Below are 20,275 nucleotides of genomic sequence, written 5' to 3' on the forward strand. Positions count from 1 at the left end.
CGGCCTGTGCAGGGAACGGGAATGGGGTCGACAACCGGATCCGGACAATGCGATCAGGGTTATAGCAAGGCTGCGAAAATGGTGTCAAACGCCGGTCGCCGCTCCCTGCGACCGGCTCGACAAAAGTCCTCGCCCCGGGCCCTCTCCCCCGGGGTGTGTGGACGGATCAGTGATGCCGGACCCGGCCACGACCCCGAGAGGGTTTCTTCTCGCCGGAAACGACTTCCTCGGCGGGCGCCTCGCCCTCCGCCGACTCGCCGGTACGGGCTTCCGGCATCTCGGCCAGGGCGACTTCCAGAACCTCGTCGATCCAGCGCACCGGGCGAATATCCAGCTTCTGCTTGATGTTCTTCGGGATATCCACCAGATCCTTTTCGTTTTCCTCCGGGATCAGGACCGTACGGATACCCCCGCGATGCGCCGCCAGCAGTTTCTCCTTGAGCCCGCCGATCGGCAGCACCTGCCCGCGCAGGGTGATTTCCCCGGTCATGGCCACATAGGCACGGACCGGGATGTTCGTCAGCGCCGAAACAATGGCCGTGCACATGCCGATCCCGGCCGAAGGACCGTCCTTGGGTGTGGCGCCCTCGGGGACGTGGATGTGGAGGTCCTTGTTCTCGTGGAAGTTCTCTTCCAGGCCAAGGGCAGCGGCGCGGGACCGGACCACCGTGAGCGCGGCGTGGACCGACTCCTGCATCACGTCACCGAGCTTACCGGTCTGCTGGGTCTTGCCCTTGCCGGGCACCACCGAGGACTCGATGGTCAGCAGTTCCCCGCCGACCTCGGTCCACGCCAGGCCGGTGACCTGGCCGACCCGGTCGGCCTCGTCGGCCTGGCCGAAGCGGTAGCGCCGCACGCCCAGGTACTTGTCCAGGGTCTTGGGCGTAACCGAAGTCATCCGGTCGGCGTCCTTGCCCTTCGACAGGGTGCGCTGCTTGACCACCTTGCGGCAGATCTTGGCGATCTCGCGCTCCAGCGCACGCACCCCGGCCTCGCGAGTGTAGTAGCGGACCACGTCGCGCACCGCCGCATCGGAGATGTTGATCTCGCCCTTCTTCAGACCGTTGGTCTTGATCTGCTTGGGGATCAGGTAGGTGTGCGCGATATTGACCTTCTCGTCCTCGGTGTAGCCGGACAGGCGGATCACTTCCATGCGATCCAGCAGCGGCCCGGGGATGTGCATGCTGTTGGCCGTGGCCACGAACATCACGTCCGAGAGATCGAAGTCGACCTCCAGGTAGTGGTCGCTGAAGGTGTGGTTCTGTTCCGGATCCAGCACCTCGAGCATCGCGGAGGCCGGATCCCCACGGAAATCCATGGCCATCTTGTCGATCTCGTCCAGCAGGAACAGCGGGTTGCGCACGCCGACCTTGGACAGGTTCTGGATGATCTTGCCCGGGAGCGACCCGATATAGGTGCGCCGGTGACCGCGAATCTCGGCCTCGTCACGCACTCCGCCCAGCGCCATGCGCATGAACTTGCGGTTGGTGGCCCGCGCGATGGACTGCCCCAGCGAGGTCTTGCCGACGCCGGGCGGCCCCACCAGACACAGGATCGGGCCCTTCAGCTTGCGCACGCGCGACTGCACGGCGAGGTATTCCAGGATGCGCTGCTTGACCTCTTCCAGCCCGTAGTGATCCTCGTTGAGGATCTTCTCGGCACGCTTGAGATCCTTGGAGACGCGGGTCTTCTTCTTCCACGGCAGCGACACCAGCCAGTCGATGTAGCTGCGCACGACCGTGGCCTCGGCGGACATCGGCGACATCATCTTGAGCTTGTTGAGCTCGGCGGTCGCCTTCTTCTTCGCCTCTTCGGACATCCCGGCGTTTTCGATCTTCTCCGCCAGGTCCTCCTGCTCGTTGGGTGCGTCTTCGAGGTCGCCCAGCTCCTTCTGAATGGCCTTCATCTGCTCATTCAGGTAGTACTCCCGCTGGGACTTCTCCATCTGCTGCTTCACGCGGCCGCGGATCTTCTTCTCGATCTGCAGCACGTCCATCTCGCCCTCGATCTTGGCGACCAGATGCTCCAGACGCTCGCGCACGTTGGCGATCTCGAGGACCTGCTGCTTCTCCTCGAGTTTCAGCGACATGTGCGCGGCGATGGTGTCGGCCAGGCGCGAGGTGTCGTCGATCCCGGCCAGCGAGGTCAGGATCTCCGGCGGGACCTTCTTGTTCAGCTTGATGTACTGCTCGAACTGGTTCAGCGCGGAGCGCCCGAGGACCTCGAGTTCCTTCTCCTCGGTATCGAACTCCTCGTCGATCAGCTTGATGTCGGAGACGAAGTAGTCTTCTTCCTGCTCGGGATCCCCGGTGGTGGAGACATCCATCACGCGGGCACGCTGCGCGCCTTCCACCAGCACCTTGATGGTGCCGTCGGGCAGGCGCAGGAGCTGGAGGATGTTGCCGAGGGTCCCGATCTCGTGGAGATCCCCGGCGTCGGGTTCGTCCACCTCGGCGCTCTTCTGCGCGACCAGGAGGACCTGCTTGTTCTCTGCCATCGCCGAATCCAGCGCGCGAATCGATTTCTCGCGCCCGACGAACAGCGGAATGACCATGTGCGGATACACCACGACGTCGCGCAGCGGCAGCACCGCAACGCGCTTGACGGGCGATTCCACCTCGTTCTGGGAAGGACGGTCGTCGGTCATGTGGCCCCCTCAGGGCTGGGCGAATGTAGGGGGGAAATGGGGGCGACCCGCGCGCGTTTCAAGGGTCGCCCGGCCGATGTTTCCCGCTCAGGAGTCCGCGGCGGCCTGCCGGGTGTACGAGGTGTTGTCGTAGATCAGGTATGGCTCGGCGTCCCCGCGGATCACCGCCTCGTCGATCACGACCTTGGTGACCCCCTCCATGGACGGCAGTTCGTACATCGTGTCCAGCAGGATGTTCTCCAGGATGGTCCGCAAGCCGCGGGCACCGGTCTTGCGCTCCAGCGCCTTCGCGGCGATCGCGTGCAGCGCATCGTCGCGGAACTCCAGCTCGACACCTTCCATCTCGAACAGCCGCGCATACTGCTTGACCAGCGCGTTCTTCGGCTGCGTGAGGATCGTGATCAGGGCATCCTCGTCCAGCTCGTCCAGGGTCGCCTGCACCGGCAGACGCCCGACGAATTCCGGGATCAGGCCGTAACGCACCAGATCGTCGGCCTCCAGCTGTTTCAGCCAGTAGTCCGAGGAGGCGTCCTCGTCCTTGCTCGCCAGCGCCGCGGAAAAGCCGATGCCGGTCCCTTTCTCCGCCCGCTGCTGGATCACCTTGTCCAGGCCGGAGAAGGCACCACCGCAGATGAACAGGATGTTGCTGGTGTCGACGTTCAGGAACTCCTGCTGCGGATGCTTGCGCCCGCCCTGCGGGGGGATCGAGGCGGTCGTGCCCTCGATCAGCTTGAGCAGGGCCTGCTGCACGCCCTCGCCCGAGACGTCACGGGTGATCGAGGGGTTGTCGGCCTTGCGCGATACCTTGTCGATCTCGTCGATGTAGACGATCCCGCTCTCCGCCTTCTCGACGTCGTAATCACACTTCTGCAGCAGCTTCTGGATGATGTTTTCGACGTCCTCGCCAACGTAGCCCGCCTCCGTCAGGGTGGTCGCGTCGGCGATGGTGAACGGGACGTTGAGCACCCGGGCCAGGGTCTCCGCCAGCAGGGTCTTGCCGGATCCGGTCGGACCGATCAGCAGGATGTTGGACTTTGACAGCTCCACTTCATCCTTGCCGGCCCGCGCCTCCATGCGCTTGTAATGGTTGTAGACGGCGACGGAGAGGATCTTCTTCGCGTCGTTCTGGCCGATCACGTAATCATCCAGGGTGTCCCGGATTTCACGGGGCCGCGGCAGCGAGGCATGCTCGGTCTGGCCGGCCTCCTGCATCTCCTCGCGGATGATGTCGTTGCACAGCTCAACGCATTCGTCGCAGATGAACACGGAAGGCCCCGCGATCAGCTTGCGCACCTCGTGCTGGCTTTTCCCGCAGAAGGAGCAGTACAGCAGCTTGCCGTCCGCGGGAGGGTTCTTGTCGTCGCTCATCCGTTGCCCTCGATTGGATTGCAATTCCTTTCGAACATGCCCCGTTTCACCGGCCGGTGCAAACGAGCCAAGTGTTCATGCGGTCTAGGCATCAGGATCCGGATTTCTCGCCGGCTTCCGCGCGGTCGGCCAGCACGTTGTCGACCAGGCCGTATTCCTGCGCCTCGGAGGCCGTCATGAACCGGTCACGGTCGGTGTCCTGCTCGATCTGTTCCACCGTCTGACCGGTGTGCTTCGCCAGCACGCGGTTGAGTTCTTCCTTGATCTTGAGGATCTCGCGGGCATGGATGTCGATGTCCGTCGCCTGACCCTGGAAGCCGCCCAGGGGCTGGTGGATCATCACGCGCGAATGCGGCAGGGCGTAGCGCTTGCCCTCGGCACCGCCGGCCAGCAGCACCGCCCCCATGCTCGCCGCCTGGCCCACGCAAAGCGTGGACACCTGCGGCTTGATGAACTGCATGGTGTCGTAGATCGCCATGCCGGCGGTGACCGCGCCACCCGGCGAATTGATGTACAGGCTGATTTCCTTGTCCGGATTCTCGGATTCCAGGAACAGCATCTGCGCGACGATCACGTTGGCCATGTAGTCCTCGACCGGCCCCACGCAGAAGATCACCCGGTCCTTCAGCAGCCGGGAGTAGATGTCATAGGCGCGTTCGCCGCGGGCGGTCTGCTCGACCACCATCGGCACCAGGTTCAGGCCCTGGGTATGCTGCGCGCCCTGATCGCCCATGTCGTGCGTCATTCGCTCGACTCCTTGTTCGGATTCATTACGTCCTGGAAGGTGGTGGGCTTGTCGGTAACATTGCCCTGTTCCACCACCCAGTCCACCACCTGGTCTTCCAGGACGATGGACTCCAGGTTCTGCATGGCCTGCGGCTGCGTGCGGTAGTACTGCTTGACCTCTTCGGGGTCTTCGTAGGTCGCGGCCATGTTGTCGAGCTCCTGCTCGACCCGCTCGCGATCCACCTCGAAACCCTTGTCGTCGATCAGATGCCGCAGCACCAGGCCCAGGCGCACCCGCCGTTTCGCCTCTTCCTCGAACAGGCTGTCCGGCAGCGGCTGCGTCTGCTCCGCCCCGCCGAAGCGCTTCTCGGCGTCTTCGCGCAGGCGATTGATTTCGGACTTCACCAGGGCATCCGGCAGGTCGAAGTCGTGGCGTTCCACCAGCGCATCCATGACCTGCTGCTTGATCTTGCTCTTCAGCGCCTGATTCAGCTCCCGCTCCATGTTGGACCGCACATCCTCGCGAAGTTTCTCCACCGAGCCGTCCTCGATGCCGAATTTCTCCGCGAAGGCCGCGTCGACCGCGGGCAGCCGGGCCTCTTCCACTGCCTTGACCGTGATATCGAAGGTCGCGGTCCGGCCCTTGAGGACCTCCGCCGGGTAATCCTCCGGGAAGGTGACCTCGATGGTCTTTTCCTCGCCCGTTTTCACGCCTTCGAGCTGGTTCTCGAACTCCGCCAGCAGGCGCCCGCTGCCGATCTCCACCTGAAAGTCCTCGGCCTGTCCGCCCTCGAAGGCCTCGCCGTCGAGCTTGCCGACGAAGTCCAGGGTGATGCGGTCGCCCGAGGCCGCTGCACGCTCGACCGCCTGCCATTCCTTGTGCTGTTCGCGCAGGGTATCGATCACGCGATCGATGTCCTCGTCACCGATTTCGGCCACCGGGCGTTCGATCTCGACCCCGGACAGGTCGGCAACCTCGATCTCCGGGAAGACCTGAAAGGACGCCTCGAACTCGATCGGCTGACCGTTTTCCACCGATTTCGGCTCGATGCTCGGGCTGCCCGCCGGCTCCAGGCCCTCCTGCTGCACCGCCTCGCGGTAACTCTCCTGCAGGACTTCGCTGAGCACCTCCTGGTACACCCCGGCCCCGTAGCGCTGACGCACCACCTTGAGCGGCACCTTGCCCGGGCGGAAGCCGTCGAGCCGGACCCGCTTGGCGAGGTTCTTCAGGCGGTTGTCGACCTCGGTGTCGACGCGTTCGGAGGGGACCTGGACGGTCATCTTGCGGTCCAGGTTGCCAGTGGCTTCAACGGAAACTTGCATGGAGGGCCTCGTCAAATGGTTCGGAAATCGTCGTGTCCGGGCGCGGGGCCGTCGTCTCGCGGCCGGACGGGGTTCCTGGTGCGAAAGGAGAGACTCGAACTCTCACGGGTGTTACCCCACTGGGACCTAAACCCAGCGCGTCTACCAGTTCCGCCACTTTCGCCGTTGGTTTCGTAACCCGACATTGTAGCGTGTATGCATGCCGGAAACACAAAAGGCCCGCTGAACGGGCCTTGTGCCGGTCCGGGACCGGGGAGATGGTGGGTCGTGTAGGATTCGAACCTACGACCAATGGATTAAAAGTCCACTGCTCTACCAACTGAGCTAACGACCCGTGTGATCTGCAACGGGGGCGTAGTGTACGGCCCCGTCGCCAAAACGCAAGGCGGGCCGCGATCGCGGCCCGCCCGGGCAGGAAGGTTCCCGCCCCGCCGGCGATCAGATCGCCTCGAGGCTGCGCATCTTCGACGGCAGGAGCTTCATGTCCACCAGCGAGGTGATCAGCGCCTTGCCGAAGCTGGCTTCGTCTTCATAGACCATCTTGTAGTACTGGATCTTCATGGTCAGGGCCGCGCCGAACACGATGAAGATAAAGGTCAGGAACCCGCCGATCGCCAGCGTGGAGACCCCGGTGATGGCCTGCCCCACGGTACAGCCCATCGCGAGGATGCCGCCCACGCCCATCAGGATGCCCCCGGCGAAGTGGTTCCAGAAATCGCGCAGCGACGAGAACCACTCAATGCGGAAGCTGCGCGACACCAGCGACCAGAAGAACGAGCCCAGGATCACGCCCGCCAGCGCCATCACGCCGAAATACAGGAAGCGGCTGTCGAAGCCTTCCTTCACGTAGGCCGCGCTCTGGCCCATCGGGGCGATGAAGGTGAAGGACTGGTTGTTCCAGAAACGCAGCTGGTCGGCCGGGCGCTCTTCACCGGGCTCGCCCAGGAAGTCCCAGTCGGCCAGATAGGCCGTCGGGGTGTAGGTGTCGCCCATCTCGTCGGCCACCTGCACGTTGCTGGTCAGCCACCAGGCACCGATCACCACCAGGCCGATCACCAGCCCGCCCAGGATGTTGTCGAAGCTCTTGCGGAAGTCCGCCGCCTTGAAGATCAGCGCCAGCAGCAGCACGCCGATGACCAGGCCCAGCACCAGACGCGCGGTGCCGTCGGCATCGCCCGCGACGATCGAGCCGAGATCCTGGCCGCCGGACAGCGTGATCGCGGTGGCGTCCATCCAGCCGAACAGCAGCTGGTTGAGAGTCTCGCCGGTGCCGAATACCGACTGCGTGCTCAGCAGGAAGTAGGCGACGATGCCGATCAGGACCATCACCATCACCGACTTGATATTGCCGCCGCCCACGCGCACCAGGGTCTTGTTACCGCAGCCCGAGCCGTAGGTCATGCCGATCCCGAACAGGAAACCGCCCAGCACGTGCCCGAGCCAGTTCAGGTTGTCCATGCGGTAGGGAGGAAACGAACCCTCGGCGCTCAGCACACCAAAGAATTCCAGGGTGCTCACGCCCAGCATGGCCACGGCGATGGCCAGCAGCCAGGAGCGCATGCGCCCGGTGTCACCCATGTTCACCCAGTCGGACACCGCCCCCATGGTGCAGAAGTTGGTCTTGTTGGCGACCGCCCCCATGATGAAGGCGAGGATGAACGTCCCGACCAGCACCGCCGTGGCGGCTGCGGAAAAGCTGGAGAATTCCATGCGTCAAACCCTCTTGATCAGTTGTCACTCGGGCTGCACGACCGACCGGAGCAGGGGATCCGGTTTCGCCGTTCAGGGCCGCGCAGCATACATCGACCACCAGACGAGATCGAGAGAGGTTTCATTCCGTGCTTCCCCCGGCGAACCTTCCGGGCCCGGGGCCGGGGCTCATCCGGCATAACGGGTGGGATCGGGGATCCCGGCCGCCGCGAAACCGTCGGCGCGCAGGCGACAGGAATCACAGGTGCCACAGGCCCGCCCGTCCGCATCGGCCCGGTAACACGACACCGTCAGCGAATAGTCCACCCCCAGACGCGCGCCTTCGCGGATGATCTGCGCCTTGCTCAGATGCATCAGCGGGGCCTCCACCGACCATGGCGCGCCCTCCACACCGGTGGCCGTCGCGACGCGCGCCAGCGACTGAAAGGCCTCGATGAACGCGGGGCGGCAGTCGGGATAGCCGGAGTAGTCGACCGCGTTGGCGCCCACCACCAGACGGTGGGCGCCCAGGGTCTCGGCAAACCCCAGTGCCAGCGACAGAAACACGGTGTTGCGCGCCGGCACGTAGGTCACCGGGATACCCTCACCGCCGGCCTCGGGCACCTCGATGGCCGAGTCGGTCAGCGCGGAGCCTCCAATGGCAGTCAGGTCGACATGCACCACGCGATGGTCGGCCACCCCGGCGGCCGCGGCCACACGCCGCGCCGCCTGCAGCTCGGTGGCGTGGCGCTGCCCGTAGTCGACCGACAGGGCGTGGCATTCCAGCCCCTGCTCCTGCGCCAGCGCCAGGCAGGTGGCCGAGTCCAGTCCGCCCGACAGCAGGACCACGGCGCGTTCATTCGTCCCCGTGGCCATCAACGCCCCGGCTCGTCGCCCCACAGCCACTTGTGCAGCTGCACCTGAAAACGTACCGGCAGGCGTTCGGCCACGATCCAGTCGGCCAGCAGCCGCGGCTCCAGCTCGCCATGTACCGGGGAAAACAGGACTTCCACCGCCGGATCGAGGCCCATCCCGGGGAGGGCTTCACGGGCCCATTCGAAATCCGCCCGGTTGGCGAGCACGAACTTCAGCTGGTCGCCCTCCCCCAGATACGCGAGGTTTTCCGTCCGGTTACGCCCGGACTCGCAGGACGCGGGTGCCTTCCAGTCCATGACCAGTCCGGCGCGCGGATCCACGTCGCTCACGTCCATGGCACCGGAGGTCTCGATGGTGACCGCCAGGCCGGCATCACACAGGCCCGTGATCAGGGCACGGCTGCCCGGCTGGGCCAGCGGCTCGCCCCCGGTGACGCACACGTGGCGCACCCCCTCGCCCGTCACCCTCTGCAGCACCGTGTCCACGTCGGTGGTCTCGCCGCCCTCGAAGGCGTATTCGGTGTCACACCAGCGACAGCGCAGCGGGCAGCCGGTCAGGCGCACGAACACCGTGGGCCAGCCCACCTGCGCCGCCTCGCCCTGCAGCGAAACGAACATCTCGCTCAGACGCAGCCGGGGTGCGCCCCCGGACGCGGAGGCCGGTGCCGTGGTGCGGCGCAGCGGTGCTTCCACGCTCACGAGCCGTCCATCCGCTGCAGGCGTTCGCGGGCAAGGCGATCCAGCGTGGTGCCGCCGTATTCCTCGCGCACCTGTTCCAGCGCCTCGCGCGCGGCCTCGAAATCCTCGAGCTCGTAATGCGAGTAACCGATCTTCAGCAGGGCATCGCCCTGCTTGTCACTCTCCGGAAACTGCTCACGCAACCGCTCGAAGTCTTCCAGCGCGGCCTCGAAATCGCCACTGGCATATTTGGCTTCGGCCAGCCAGTACCAGGCGTTGGCGGCAAAACCCCCGTCCGGGAACCGCTCGATGAACGCCTCCAGCTGCCGGATCGCCCCGGCATAATCCCCGTCCATCAGGACCGAGAAGGCCTCCTGGTAGGCCTCCTGCTCGCCCGCATCCGGCAGATCGAAATCCACCACTTCTTCTTGCGGCGCCTCGCCTTCGCGGGCGACACCGCCGGCCTCCAGCGTCGCCAGCCGCTCGTCCAGATGAGCAAACTGGTCGCGCTGGCGCTCTTCCAGGCGATCAAGGCGGTGATTCAGGGTATCCACTTCTCCGCGCAGATTGCGCAGATCCCGCTGCATCTCCTCGACGCCGCGCAGCATGTCCGCCAGCGCACTGGAATCCAGCCTGCGCTCGATGCGATCCAGCCGGCGGTCCAGCTCGCGCACCTGCGACTGCGTCGCCACGATGCCGTCTTCCTGCGCCAGCACCGGGGGCCCGGCCAGCAGCAGCGCCGGCAGCATCCCGGCCAGCAGGGCGCCCCGAAGAGCACCCTGCGGGAAACGCTGCCCGGCCCGCCGCCGAATCGCCTGCATGGGACGCGTATCCATCACCATCATCACTGCCGACGGTCGTATACCAGTTCCACGCGCCGGTTCTGCGCCCAGGCCTCTTCGGTCTGTTCGAAGGCCACCGGCATCTCCTCGCCGTAGCTGACGACCTCGATCTGCTCGTCCTCGGCCCCGTTGAGGTTCAGCACCCGACGCACGGACTGCGCACGACGCTCGCCCAGCCCCAGGTTGTACTCACGGGTACCCCGTTCGTCGGTATGCCCTTCCAGACGCAGCCGCGCACCGGGGTTGGCCGCGAGATACTCGGCATGCGCCTCCAGCATCTCCTCGTACTCGCGCTTCACCTCGTCACGGTCGAATTCGAAATACACCAGGCGCTCGGCCAGCAGGCTGTCCGGGTCATCCAGTGCCGCGGCGTCCAGACGCCGGTCCTCGCCCAGCCCGCGTGCCTCGCGCTCGCGCCGCTCGCGGGCCTCACGCTCGGCCTCGGCTTCGGCTTGTGCCGCCTCACGTGCCTCGCGCTCGGCCGGATCCTCGGCATCGCGCACCGGCTGGGCGCAGGCCGCCAGCGAGCCCACGACAAGGGCCAGCACGCCCCAGCGAATCAGGTGGTTCATCGTTCGTTTCCTCAGGGTGTTGTCAATCATCAAAGAATCCGCGCAGCCCCTCATTCGCCGAGTGGCGACCAGGCCGGTTCACGCACCTCGCCGTCCCGGCCCTCCAGCCGCTGGTGTACCCGGCCATCCCGGCTCACCGAGCCCAGGACGCCACGAGTGCCTTCGCTGATGGCGTACAGGATCATGCTGCCGTTGGGAGCAAAGCTTGGGGATTCGGCGTTACCGGAATCGGTCAGTCGCGTGACACGACGGTCGCCGAGATCCAGGCGGGCCAGACGGAAGCCGCCATCGCCGCCCTCCACATACACTACCGAATCACCGTCCGGGGACACCGTGACACCCGCCGCATATCCGCTCTCGAAGGTCAGGCGCCGGACATCCCCGCCGTCGGCGTCCATGCGGTAGATCTGCGGCGCCCCGGCACGGTCGGAGGTGAAATAAATGGTCCCGCCGTCCGGCGACCACGCCGGCTCGGTCTCGATCGCGGAGGACCGCGTCAGCTGTTCCAGGTCCCCGCTCTGCAGATCCAGCCGATAGATATTGGGACTGCCGTCGCGCGACAGGCTCAGCGCCAGGTAGCGTCCGTCCGGCGACCAGGCCGGCGCACTGTTGATTCCCCGGAACCGGGCCAGGCTCACCCGTTCGCCGCTGCGCACGTCGTGGCGGAAGACCTCGGACTGGCGGTTCTCGAACGACACATACACCAGTTCGTTGCCATCCGGCGACCAGGCCGGCGACATTACCGGATCCGACGAGCGGTACAGGGTGCGCGGATTCGCGCCGTCGGAGTTGGCGACCTGCAGCCGGAACTCGCGGCCGTCGCCGTCGCGCTGCACCTGGACGAAGGCGATGCGCGCACTGAACGCCCCCGGATCGCCGGTGATGGCCTCGAACACGAGATCCGACACCCGGTGCCCGCCGCGCCGCAGCATGTCGGCCGGCACCGGGATGCGCCAGCCGCCGAGGCGTTCCTCGGCAAGCACGTCGAACACATGGAAATCCACCACCACGCGATCGCCGTCCGGGCGCTTGCTGCCGACCACCACGTACTCGGCCCCGGCCGCACCCCAGGGCTCCGGAATGAAGTCCGCAGGCCCGGTGGCCCCCGAAGGCAGGTCTTCGCGCAGTACCTCGAACAACCCGCTGCGGTGCAGATTGTCCCCCAGGATCCCGCTCATGCGGGTCTCCGGCTCACCTTCGCCGCGCCACTCGAACGGCGCCACGGCTACCGGGATCGCCCCCGACACGCCCTCGGTCACCGTGACCTCCAGCACCGCGTGCGCCTGGGAGGCCCCCAGCATCAGGGCAATCCCGAGCAGGCCTGTCAGGGGCCGCAACATCTTTTTCATCATTGGTGCCTGCAATGCCATTGAAACCTCACCGTCACTGCGGTTCGAACTGGATCCGGACCCCGCGCGCCGCGGCGTCGGCATCCGGCGGCTCCGGCAGGGCACGCAGGCGCTCGATCGCCTCCTCCACGGACGCGCAGAAGGCCGGCCCCCCGGCGCAGCGCTCCACCTCGAAACTGATGATACGCCCGGTCTCGTTGACCCGCACGTGCACCGTCGCCCGGTCCGACGCGCTGACGTCCGCGGGTTCACGCCAGCGGCGCTGGACCACCGCGCTGGCCTGTGCCTGCCACTCCTCGATCGCCTCGCGGCGTTCAGCGGCCGCCTGCGCCGCCTCGCGGCGTTCCGCGGCCTCGGCCATGCGCTGCATCTCCTCTTCCATGCGTTCGCGCCGGCGCTGCTCCTCGAGTTCCCGCTCGGCTTCGGCGCGCCGCTCGGCTTCCTCGCGTGCCCTGCGTTCGGCCTCCTCCTGCTCGCGGCGCTCCTGTTCCTCGCGGGCCTGACGTTCGGCCTCCTCGCGTTCGCGCCGTTCCTGTTCCGCGCGCTCGCGCTCTTCTTCTGCCTCGCGCCGGGCCTGTTCGGCGGCCTCGCGCTCACGCTCCAGACGTTCGGCTTCTTCCTGTGCCTGCCGGCGTGCCCGCTCCGCCTCTTCCAGTGCCTCGCGCCGGGCCTGCTCCTCGGCCTCGCGCCGGCGCTGTTCTTCCAGCCTGCGCTGTTCCTCGGCGCGGCGGCGTTCCTCTTCCTCGCGCAGGGCCTCGGCGATCGCCTCCTGCTCCGCGACTTCGCGTTCATGCTGGATGCGGTCGAAGGTCTCGGCGTCCACCGCCTCGGCCTGAACCACTTCCACCTCGTCGCCGGTCGTGATCTCCAGGGGCTCCCCGGAACGGCTGTCCGGCGCAAGGTTGACGTTCAGCAACAGCGCCGCGAACAGCACGCCATGCAGCGCCAGCACCAGCAGCAGGGCAAACGGATGTTGTCGCAGCAGTTCGAACACGGCGGCCGGTTCAGTCGTCGCGCGGCGGTTCGGTGATCAGGCCCACGCGGCCGCCCCCTGCCCGCTGCAGCGCGATCATCGCGTCGATCACCCGTCCGTAGTCCACGTTGCGGTCGCCGCGCACGTAGGTCTGCGTGCCCGGGTGGTCCTCGAGGAACTGGATAACGATCTCGGTCATCTCCTCGGGCGCCAGCGGTTCATTCACCCGCGGCCCCTGGTTGAGGCTGAGCGCGCCCGCGGCGTCCACCGTGACGACCAGCGGTTCGGCCGCCTCGGTCCCGTCATCCAGCGCCTCGGCCTGGGCCTCGGGCAGATCCACTTCCACCCCCTGCTGCAGCATGGGCGCGGTGATCATGAAGATGATCAGCAGCACCAGCATCACGTCGATGAACGGCACGACGTTGATCTGCGACATCGGCCGCCGGCTGCGACGCTGACTGCGGAGCGAGGTCTTCGCCATGGTTTATTCGCCGGTCGTGGCGACCGACGCCTCGCTTGCGCGCGGATGGGACTGGCGGTTGAGCAGGCCCGCGAACTCCTCGCTGAAGTTCTCCAGCCGCCCGGCAATACGATCCACGTCCCCGGAGAAGCGGTTATAGGCGATCACCGCCGGGATCGCCGCGAACAGCCCCAGCGCGGTGGCGATCAGGGCCTCGGCAATGCCCGGGGCGACCATCGCCAGGGTCGCCTGCTGCACCCCGGAGAGCCCGAGAAACGCGTGCATGATGCCCCAGACGGTGCCGAACAGGCCGATGTACGGGCTGGTCGACCCGACCGTGGCCAGGAACTGCAGATAGCGTTCCATGCCGTCCAGCTCGCGCGAGATCGCCACCCGCATCGCGCCCTGGGCCGGCTCGGCGGGCGGCATGCCGTGCTGGCGCGCACGCAGGAACTCCTTGAACCCGGAGGAGAACACATGCTCCATCGGGTTCAACACTGTCTTGCGCCGCAATCCCTCGTAGAGATGGGACAGATCCGCGCCCGACCAGAAACGTTCCTCGAAGTCATCGGCCGCCCGGTCCACGCCCCGCAGCGTGCGCGCCTTCACGATGATGGCCAGCCACGAGAACACCGAGGCCAGGACCAGGATGATCATCACCAGCTGGACCACCAGGCTGGCCTCCATGATGAGCTGGTACATCGAAAAATCGACTTCCACGGATCTTCTCCCTCAGCCTGTTGCTTCGGTATCGGTTGCGATCGCCGCGTGCATCGCGCGGTAAACAGATTCCGGCACGGCGGCCGGCACGGCCCGCTCGGGATCCACGCAGGCAATCATGATCTCGCCGGTAACCAGCGGCTCGCCGTCGCGGCGCACGACCTGGACGAACTCGACGCTGGCACGACGCAGGCGACGCGGTTCGCAGGTCACTTCCAGTGCCTCGTTGAAACGCGCCGGCCGGCGCATGTCCAGGCTGGCGCGGCGAACCGCGAACACCACGCCGCAGTCGGCCCTCAGACGGTCCTGTTCGAAGCCGAGTTCCCGCAGCCACTCGGTGCGCGCACGCTCCATGAATTTCAGATAATTGGCGTGATAGACCACGCCACCGGCATCGGTATCCTCGTAATAGACGCGCACGGGCCAGTGAAAATCCGTGGCTGCGGTCATGCACGCCCTCCGCCGGCCAGCAGGTCCCCGTCCCCGCCGGGCAGGTCGAACATCGCCAGCGTGCGCCGGGTCGCCTGGCGGCCGCGCGGGGTGCGCTGCAGGTAACCCTGCTGGATCAGGAACGGCTCGACCACGTCCTCCAGGGTCCCGCGATCCTCGTTGAGCGCGGTGGCCAGGCTCTCCACGCCCACCGGCCCGCCGTCGAACTTGTCCACCAGCACCTCCAGCAAGCGCCGGTCCTGGGCGTCCAGGCCACCGGCGTCGATCGCCAGCAGATCCAGACCGTGCTCCGCGACCTCGGCGGTAATCACCCCGCTGGCGCGCACCTCGGCGTAGTCGCGCACCCGCCGCAGCAGGCGATTGGCCAGCCGCGGGGTGCCACGCCCGCGCCGCGCGATGGCCTCGGCCCCGGCGGCATCGATGCCCACGCCCAGCAGCCCGGCGGCCCGCTCGACAATATGCGCCAGGTCGGTGACGGAATAATGATTGAGGCGTTGCACGATGCCGAAACGGTCGCGCAGCGGCGCCGACAGCAGCCCCGCGCGGGTGGTGGCCCCGACCAGGGTGAATGGCGGCAGATCAACCTTGATGGAGCGCGCGGCCGGCCCTTCGCCGATCACGATATCCAGCTGCGAGTCCTCCAGCGCGGGGTAGAGCACCTCTTCCACGACCGTGGGCAGGCGGTGGATCTCGTCGACGAACAGCACATCGCGCGGTTCCAGCGCGGTGAGGATCGCGGCCAGATCCCCGGCGCGTTCCAGCACCGGCCCGGAGGTCTGGCGCAGGCCCACGCCCAGCTCATGGGCGACGATATGCGCCAGGGTGGTCTTGCCCAGTCCCGGCGGCCCGGCCACCAGGGTGTGATCGAGGGCCTCGCCCCGGCCACGGGCGGCATCGATGAACAGACCCAGCTGTTCCACGACCTGCGGCTGGCCGCTGTAGTCCGTCAGCCGTTTCGGCCGCAGACTCACCTCGGCGCCGGCGTCCTCGGACTGATGCTGCATGTCAACCAGACGGGATTCCATGCGCTGCAGTATGCATCCTGCCGGGAACCATTTACAGGGGCCCGGGACTGTGGTTTTCGCGGAATCCGGGCCGGATCACGCCGGCCCGGCCTGCAGCCTCAGGAACGCACGGTCGCACGCAGGGCGAGGCGCACCAGGGTCTCCACCGAATCGGCCTGTTCGCGCACCGCGGCCACCATCTTCTCGGCACTGGCACGCGCATAGCCCAGGGCCTCCAGCGCCGCCAGGGCCTCGTCCTCCATCGACGGGCCGGCCGGGGCCGGCGCCGCATCGCCCCCCTTCTCCGGCGCCGCGCCGCCAAAGCCGAGTTCGCCCAGACGCTCGCCCAGCTCCAGGGCCACGCGTTCGGCGGTGCGCTTGCCGATGCCCGGGACCTTCGCCAGTCCAGTGGTGTCGCCCGAACGGATCAGCCCCGCCAGTTCGTCGCCGGCGTAGGTCGACAGCATCGCCAGCGCCAGACGCGCCCCGATGCCGTTGACCCGGATCAGGCGCCGGAACAGGTCACGGTCGCGGCGATGATGGAACCCGTACAGCTGATGGGCGTCCTCGCGCACCACCAGATGGGTGGCCAGCACCACGGTCTCGCCCGGGTCCGGCAACAGGGCCAGCGTGGACACCGGCACGTCCACCTCGTAGCCGACCCCGCCAACGTCCAGCAGCACGCCACCGGGCTCGCGGCTGATCAGGGTTCCCTCCAGGCGCGCGATCATGGGCGGCCCCCGCCGATGGCGGCGGCCGGCTGCAGCCGCGCCTGGCTGGCATCGGTATGCGCATGGCACAGCGCCACGGCCAGGGCGTCGGCGGCGTCGCTGGACGCCGGTTCGCCGAGAGAAAGGATCTGCTGCGTCATGTGCTGGACCTGCTCCTTGCCGGCACCGCCGACCCCGACCACGGCCAGCTTGATCGCGCGCGGGGTGTATTCGTGGACGGGCAACCCCGCCCGGGTAGCGGCACAGATGGCCGCCCCGCGCGCCTGCCCGAGCTTGATCGCGGACTGCGCATTGCGTGCGACGAATACGCTCTCGATCGCGAGCACCTCGGGGGCCAGCTCGGCGATCACCTCCTCGATCCCCGCAAAGATCTCGCCGAGGCGCTCGGGGAACGCCTTCGCCCGCGGGCGCACCACGCCGTGCCCCAGCGAGCGCGACTGCCGCGACCCGGTTTCGATCACCGCGAAACCGGTCAGGCGCGAACCGGGATCAATGCCGAGGATGCGCACCGCTTCAGCCCCGCCGCCGAATCCGGAGCTCAACCATCGCCGCCCACCCCTTCGGGGAAGTTGGCGTTGGTGTAGACGTTCTGCACATCGTCCAGATCGTCCAGCATGTTCAGGAGCTTCAGCACCGTCTCGGCGGTTTCCTCGTCCAGCGGGGAAAGGGTCTCCGGACGCATGGTGACCTCCGAATTCTCCGGCTCCAGACCGTGATCCAGCAGGGCCTGACGCACGTCCTGATAGGCATCCGGGTCGGTGAGGACCTCGATGGAACCGTCATCGTCCACCAGCACGTCCTCGGCACCGCCCTCCAGCGCCGGCTCCATCACCGTCTCCTCGTCCAGACCCGGAGCAAAGCTGATCACGCCCTTCTTCTCGAACAGATAGGCCACCGAACCGTCGGTGCCGAGATTGCCGCCCATCTTGTTGAAGGCGTGGCGCACCTCCGACACCGTCCGATTGCGGTTGTCGGTCATGCAGTCGACCATGATCGCCGCACCGCCCGGGCCGTAGCCCTCGTAGCGCAGCTCCTCGTAGGCCTCGCCCTCGGTCTCCCCGGCGCCCCGCTTTGCCGCGCGCTCGATGGTGTCGCGGGTCATGTTGTTCTTCAGGGCATTGTCGAACGCCAGACGCAGACGCGGATTGGTCTCCGGGTCCGGCCCCCCGTGACGCGCGGCCACGGTGATCTCGCGGATCAGCTTGGTGAACAGCTTGCCGCGCTTCGCGTCCTGCGCGCTCTTGCGGTGCTTGATGTTCGCCCACTTGCTGTGACCGGCCATGGTGTTCCGCCTCCTCGTTGCCTGTGCTCAGGGAAACGCTGCTCAGTGTAACGGGGTTCAGAGGTCGAATTCCCCGTGCTCCAGGAAATGCGCGACGGCCCGCGCGACCGGATCGCTGAAGATCAGGCCCATGTGGGTGACCGGTGCCTGGAGATGCCGGGACACTTCCGGGCCCCGGGTCTCCTCCACCGCGACCAGGCCATCATGCGGTTCGGGCAGTTCGGTCAGCAGCGGTCCCGGAAAACGCCCGCGGGTCCCGGCGATCATCCCCACCTGGCGCCCGCGCAGCACCGGGCTGCCGCCCAGCAGACCGCGATCCAGCGCGCGCCCCAGCCACCAGCGCCCGGCCCGGTTGGCGGCCAGGCGCGCGGCCACCCGACTGCCGGCGAGCGGGGACCCGAGCATCACCACGCGCCCCGGCCGCTGCACCGGCGCCACCGCGAACAGGTGCCGCAGGATCACCCCGCCAAGACTGTGGCCGACCAGATGCACCATGTCGTCCGGCAGGGTCTCCAGCCAGGCCGCCAGGGCGCGCGCGACTTCCTCGGGGCTGGCCCTGCGCGACGGATAGCGAAACGCCCGCACCCGGTAACCCGCCGCATGCAGACGGCGCCGCAGCAGCACCATCTCCGCCCCGGTCATGTGCCAGCCATGCAGGGTCACCACCGTGGTCCGCATGGCCGTCATCGCCGCGCTGCCCCGGCTCTATTGCGCGCCGTCGCCGGCAACCCCGGCCCGCAGGCGGATGCCCAGCTCGCGCAGCGGCTTCTCGCCCACCGGCGCCGGGGCGTCGGTCAGCAGACAGGCCGCGGTCTGGGTCTTGGGGAACGCCATCACGTCGCGGATGGAGTGGGCGCCGCTCATCAGCATCACCAGGCGATCCAGACCGAAGGCGAGGCCGCCATGCGGCGGGGCGCCGAAGTTCAGCGCATCCAGCAGGAAGCCGAACTTCTCGCGTGCCTCTTCCTCGCCGATGCCCAGCGCCTCGAACGCGGCCTGCTGCATCTCCGGGTTGTGGATACGGATGGACCCGCCGCCGACCTCGGTGCCGTTGAGCACCATGTCGTAGGCCCGCGACATGGCCTCGCGCGGGTTCTCGCGCAGGGCGTCGGGGCTGTCGGTGGCCGGGGCGGTAAACGGGTGATGCAGGGCATACAGGCGCTTGTCGTCCGGGTCCCACTCGAACATCGGGAAATCCACCACCCACAGCGGGCGCCAGCCGGGCTCGACCAGGCCGCGATCATGGCCGACCTGCACGCGCAGCGCACCCAGCGCCTCGTTCACCACGTCGGCGCGGTCCGCGCCGAAGAAGATCAGGTCGCCGGCGGCCGCGCCGGTGCGCGCGAGGATCTCGCGGATCACGTCCTCGGGCAGGAACTTGAGGATCGGCGACTGCAGCCCGTTCGCAGGATCGGCGGGGTCGTTGACCTTGATGTACGCAAGACCCTTCGCCCCGTAGCGCCCGACGAACTCGGTGTAGCCGTCGATCTCCTTGCGGGTCAGCTCCGCGCCGCCCGGCACGTGCAGGGCGGCCACCCGCCCTTCGGGGTCGTTCGCCGGCGCGTTGAAGACCTTGAATTCCACCGCCTGCATCACCTCGGTCAGCTCGGTGAACTCCAGCGGGATGCGCAGGTCCGGCTTGTCGGAGCCGAAGCGGGTCATCGCCTCGGCATGACTCATGCGCGGGAACGGATCGTCCAGCTCAATGCCCATGACCTCGCGGAACAGATGACGCATCAGCTCCTCGGTCACGCCCATCACGTCGGCCTCGTCGACGAACGCCATCTCCATGTCCAGCTGGGTGAACTCCGGCTGGCGGTCGGCACGCAGGTCCTCGTCGCGGAAGCAGCGGGTGATCTGGTAGTAGCGGTCCATGCCGGACATCATCAGCAGCTGCTTGAACAGCTGCGGCGACTGCGGCAGAGCAAAGAAGCTGCCCGCGTGGGTGCGCGACGGCACCAGGTAGTCGCGCGCGCCCTCGGGCGTCGCGCGGGTCAGCATCGGCGTCTCGAGATCGAGGAAGTCGCGCTCCTCGAGGAACCGGCGCATCGCCGCGGTGACCCGCCCGCGCAGGCGCAGGCGCTCCTGCATCACCGGCCGCCGCAGATCCATGTAGCGATAGCGCAGGCGGGTGTCCTCGCCCACGTCCTCGTCATCCAGCGGGAACGGCGGGGTCTTCGCCGCGTTCAGCACCTCCAGCTCCAGCCCGAGGATCTCCACCGCGCCGGTGGTCAGCTCGGGGTTTTCGGTGCCTTCCGGGCGCCGGCGCACGCGCCCGGTCATGCGGATCACGTATTCGCTGCGCAGCTGCTCGGCCCGCGCGAAGACCTCCTCGCGGTCGGGATCGAACACCACCTGCACCAGTCCGGCGTGATCACGCAGATCGACGAAGATCACGCCGCCGTGGTCACGGCGGCGGTTGACCCAGCCACACAGGGTCACTTCGGAATCGAGGTCGCTTTCGGTGACCTGCCCACAGAGATGCGTTCGCATTGCGCCGTTCCAGCTGCCGGGCGCGGCATGTCGGTGATGGCGGCCGCGCGGGTTGATCGGGGAAAACGGGCGCGTCACGCCCGTCAAAGGGCC

At 67.3% G+C, this 20,275-nt stretch carries 20 protein-coding genes and 2 tRNA genes; all 22 read right to left on the reverse strand.

Annotated features, from left to right (window positions below; genetic code table 11):
• Positions 1 to 166 precede the first annotated feature (166 nt).
• Positions 167 to 2,647, reverse strand: a complete 2,481-nt coding sequence (gene lon, locus F573_RS0101715; RefSeq protein ID WP_019021227.1) for an endopeptidase La — start codon at positions 2,645 to 2,647, stop codon at positions 167 to 169.
• 87 nt (positions 2,648 to 2,734) lie between these two features.
• On the reverse strand, positions 2,735 to 4,015 hold the full coding sequence (gene clpX, locus F573_RS0101720; protein WP_019021228.1) for an ATP-dependent Clp protease ATP-binding subunit ClpX: 1,281 nt from the start codon (positions 4,013 to 4,015) through the stop codon (positions 2,735 to 2,737).
• 91 nt (positions 4,016 to 4,106) lie between these two features.
• The gene (gene clpP, locus F573_RS0101725; RefSeq protein WP_018870007.1) at positions 4,107 to 4,760 is read right to left on the reverse strand and encodes an ATP-dependent Clp endopeptidase proteolytic subunit ClpP; all 654 of its coding nucleotides are present in this window, start codon (positions 4,758 to 4,760) and stop codon (positions 4,107 to 4,109) included.
• Positions 4,757 to 6,064, reverse strand: coding sequence for a trigger factor (gene tig, locus F573_RS0101730; protein WP_019021229.1), 1,308 nt, complete (start codon positions 6,062 to 6,064; stop codon positions 4,757 to 4,759). Before tig ends, clpP begins: the two co-directional genes overlap by 4 nt.
• Positions 6,065 to 6,140: 76 nt before the next feature.
• Positions 6,141 to 6,227, reverse strand: a tRNA-Leu gene (locus F573_RS0101735).
• A 95-nt stretch (positions 6,228 to 6,322) separates the two neighbouring features.
• Positions 6,323 to 6,398 (reverse strand) — tRNA-Lys (locus F573_RS0101740).
• A gap of 104 nt (positions 6,399 to 6,502) precedes the next feature.
• A complete protein-coding gene (locus F573_RS0101745; RefSeq protein WP_019021230.1) occupies positions 6,503 to 7,774 on the reverse strand; it encodes a YeeE/YedE family protein in 1,272 nt (423 codons plus the stop codon).
• Between the two features lie 168 nt (positions 7,775 to 7,942).
• Positions 7,943 to 8,629, reverse strand: a complete 687-nt coding sequence (gene queC, locus F573_RS0101750) for a 7-cyano-7-deazaguanine synthase QueC (RefSeq protein WP_019021231.1) — start codon at positions 8,627 to 8,629, stop codon at positions 7,943 to 7,945.
• The gene (queE, locus tag F573_RS0101755) at positions 8,629 to 9,327 is read right to left on the reverse strand and encodes a 7-carboxy-7-deazaguanine synthase QueE (protein WP_019021232.1); all 699 of its coding nucleotides are present in this window, start codon (positions 9,325 to 9,327) and stop codon (positions 8,629 to 8,631) included. Before queE ends, queC begins: the two co-directional genes overlap by 1 nt.
• Positions 9,324 to 10,151 carry a tol-pal system protein YbgF gene (ybgF, locus tag F573_RS0101760; protein ID WP_019021233.1) on the reverse strand — a complete coding sequence of 276 codons (828 nt, stop codon included), beginning with the start codon at positions 10,149 to 10,151 and terminating at the stop codon, positions 9,324 to 9,326. The genes queE and ybgF overlap by 4 nt, the downstream gene beginning before the upstream one ends.
• Positions 10,151 to 10,720 (reverse strand): peptidoglycan-associated lipoprotein Pal, encoded by a 570-nt coding sequence (gene pal / locus F573_RS0101765; RefSeq protein ID WP_018870013.1) that lies wholly within the window; start codon positions 10,718 to 10,720, stop codon positions 10,151 to 10,153. Before pal ends, ybgF begins: the two co-directional genes overlap by 1 nt.
• Before the next feature lie 50 nt (positions 10,721 to 10,770).
• Positions 10,771 to 12,060, reverse strand: coding sequence for a Tol-Pal system beta propeller repeat protein TolB (tolB, locus tag F573_RS0101770; RefSeq protein WP_019021234.1), 1,290 nt, complete (start codon positions 12,058 to 12,060; stop codon positions 10,771 to 10,773).
• Between the two features lie 43 nt (positions 12,061 to 12,103).
• Positions 12,104 to 13,063 (reverse strand): cell envelope integrity protein TolA, encoded by a 960-nt coding sequence (gene tolA, locus F573_RS0101775; RefSeq protein ID WP_019021235.1) that lies wholly within the window; start codon positions 13,061 to 13,063, stop codon positions 12,104 to 12,106.
• 10 nt (positions 13,064 to 13,073) lie between these two features.
• Positions 13,074 to 13,523, reverse strand: coding sequence for a protein TolR (gene tolR / locus F573_RS0101780; protein ID WP_018946406.1), 450 nt, complete (start codon positions 13,521 to 13,523; stop codon positions 13,074 to 13,076).
• A gap of 3 nt (positions 13,524 to 13,526) precedes the next feature.
• Positions 13,527 to 14,204 carry a protein TolQ gene (gene tolQ, locus F573_RS0101785; protein WP_026300757.1) on the reverse strand — a complete coding sequence of 226 codons (678 nt, stop codon included), beginning with the start codon at positions 14,202 to 14,204 and terminating at the stop codon, positions 13,527 to 13,529.
• A 30-nt stretch (positions 14,205 to 14,234) separates the two neighbouring features.
• The gene (gene ybgC, locus F573_RS0101790) at positions 14,235 to 14,672 is read right to left on the reverse strand and encodes a tol-pal system-associated acyl-CoA thioesterase (protein WP_019021237.1); all 438 of its coding nucleotides are present in this window, start codon (positions 14,670 to 14,672) and stop codon (positions 14,235 to 14,237) included.
• Positions 14,669 to 15,697, reverse strand: coding sequence for a Holliday junction branch migration DNA helicase RuvB (ruvB, locus tag F573_RS0101795; protein WP_018870019.1), 1,029 nt, complete (start codon positions 15,695 to 15,697; stop codon positions 14,669 to 14,671). Before ruvB ends, ybgC begins: the two co-directional genes overlap by 4 nt.
• A 98-nt stretch (positions 15,698 to 15,795) precedes the next feature.
• Positions 15,796 to 16,407, reverse strand: coding sequence for a Holliday junction branch migration protein RuvA (ruvA, locus tag F573_RS0101800; protein ID WP_019021238.1), 612 nt, complete (start codon positions 16,405 to 16,407; stop codon positions 15,796 to 15,798).
• Positions 16,404 to 16,916 (reverse strand): crossover junction endodeoxyribonuclease RuvC, encoded by a 513-nt coding sequence (gene ruvC / locus F573_RS0101805; RefSeq protein WP_019021239.1) that lies wholly within the window; start codon positions 16,914 to 16,916, stop codon positions 16,404 to 16,406. Before ruvC ends, ruvA begins: the two co-directional genes overlap by 4 nt.
• 29 nt (positions 16,917 to 16,945) lie before the next feature.
• Entirely contained in the window at positions 16,946 to 17,689 is a 744-nt protein-coding gene (locus F573_RS0101810) for a YebC/PmpR family DNA-binding transcriptional regulator (RefSeq protein ID WP_018870022.1), read from the reverse strand.
• 57 nt (positions 17,690 to 17,746) lie between these two features.
• Entirely contained in the window at positions 17,747 to 18,376 is a 630-nt protein-coding gene (locus F573_RS0101815; protein ID WP_018870023.1) for a triacylglycerol lipase, read from the reverse strand.
• 18 nt (positions 18,377 to 18,394) lie between these two features.
• Positions 18,395 to 20,182 (reverse strand): aspartate--tRNA ligase, encoded by a 1,788-nt coding sequence (aspS, locus tag F573_RS0101820; RefSeq protein WP_019021240.1) that lies wholly within the window; start codon positions 20,180 to 20,182, stop codon positions 18,395 to 18,397.
• Positions 20,183 to 20,275 lie beyond the last annotated feature (93 nt).

This window comes from Thioalkalivibrio sp. ALE23 (genome assembly GCF_000378545.1).
Classification (GTDB): Bacteria; Pseudomonadota; Gammaproteobacteria; order Ectothiorhodospirales; family Ectothiorhodospiraceae; genus Thioalkalivibrio.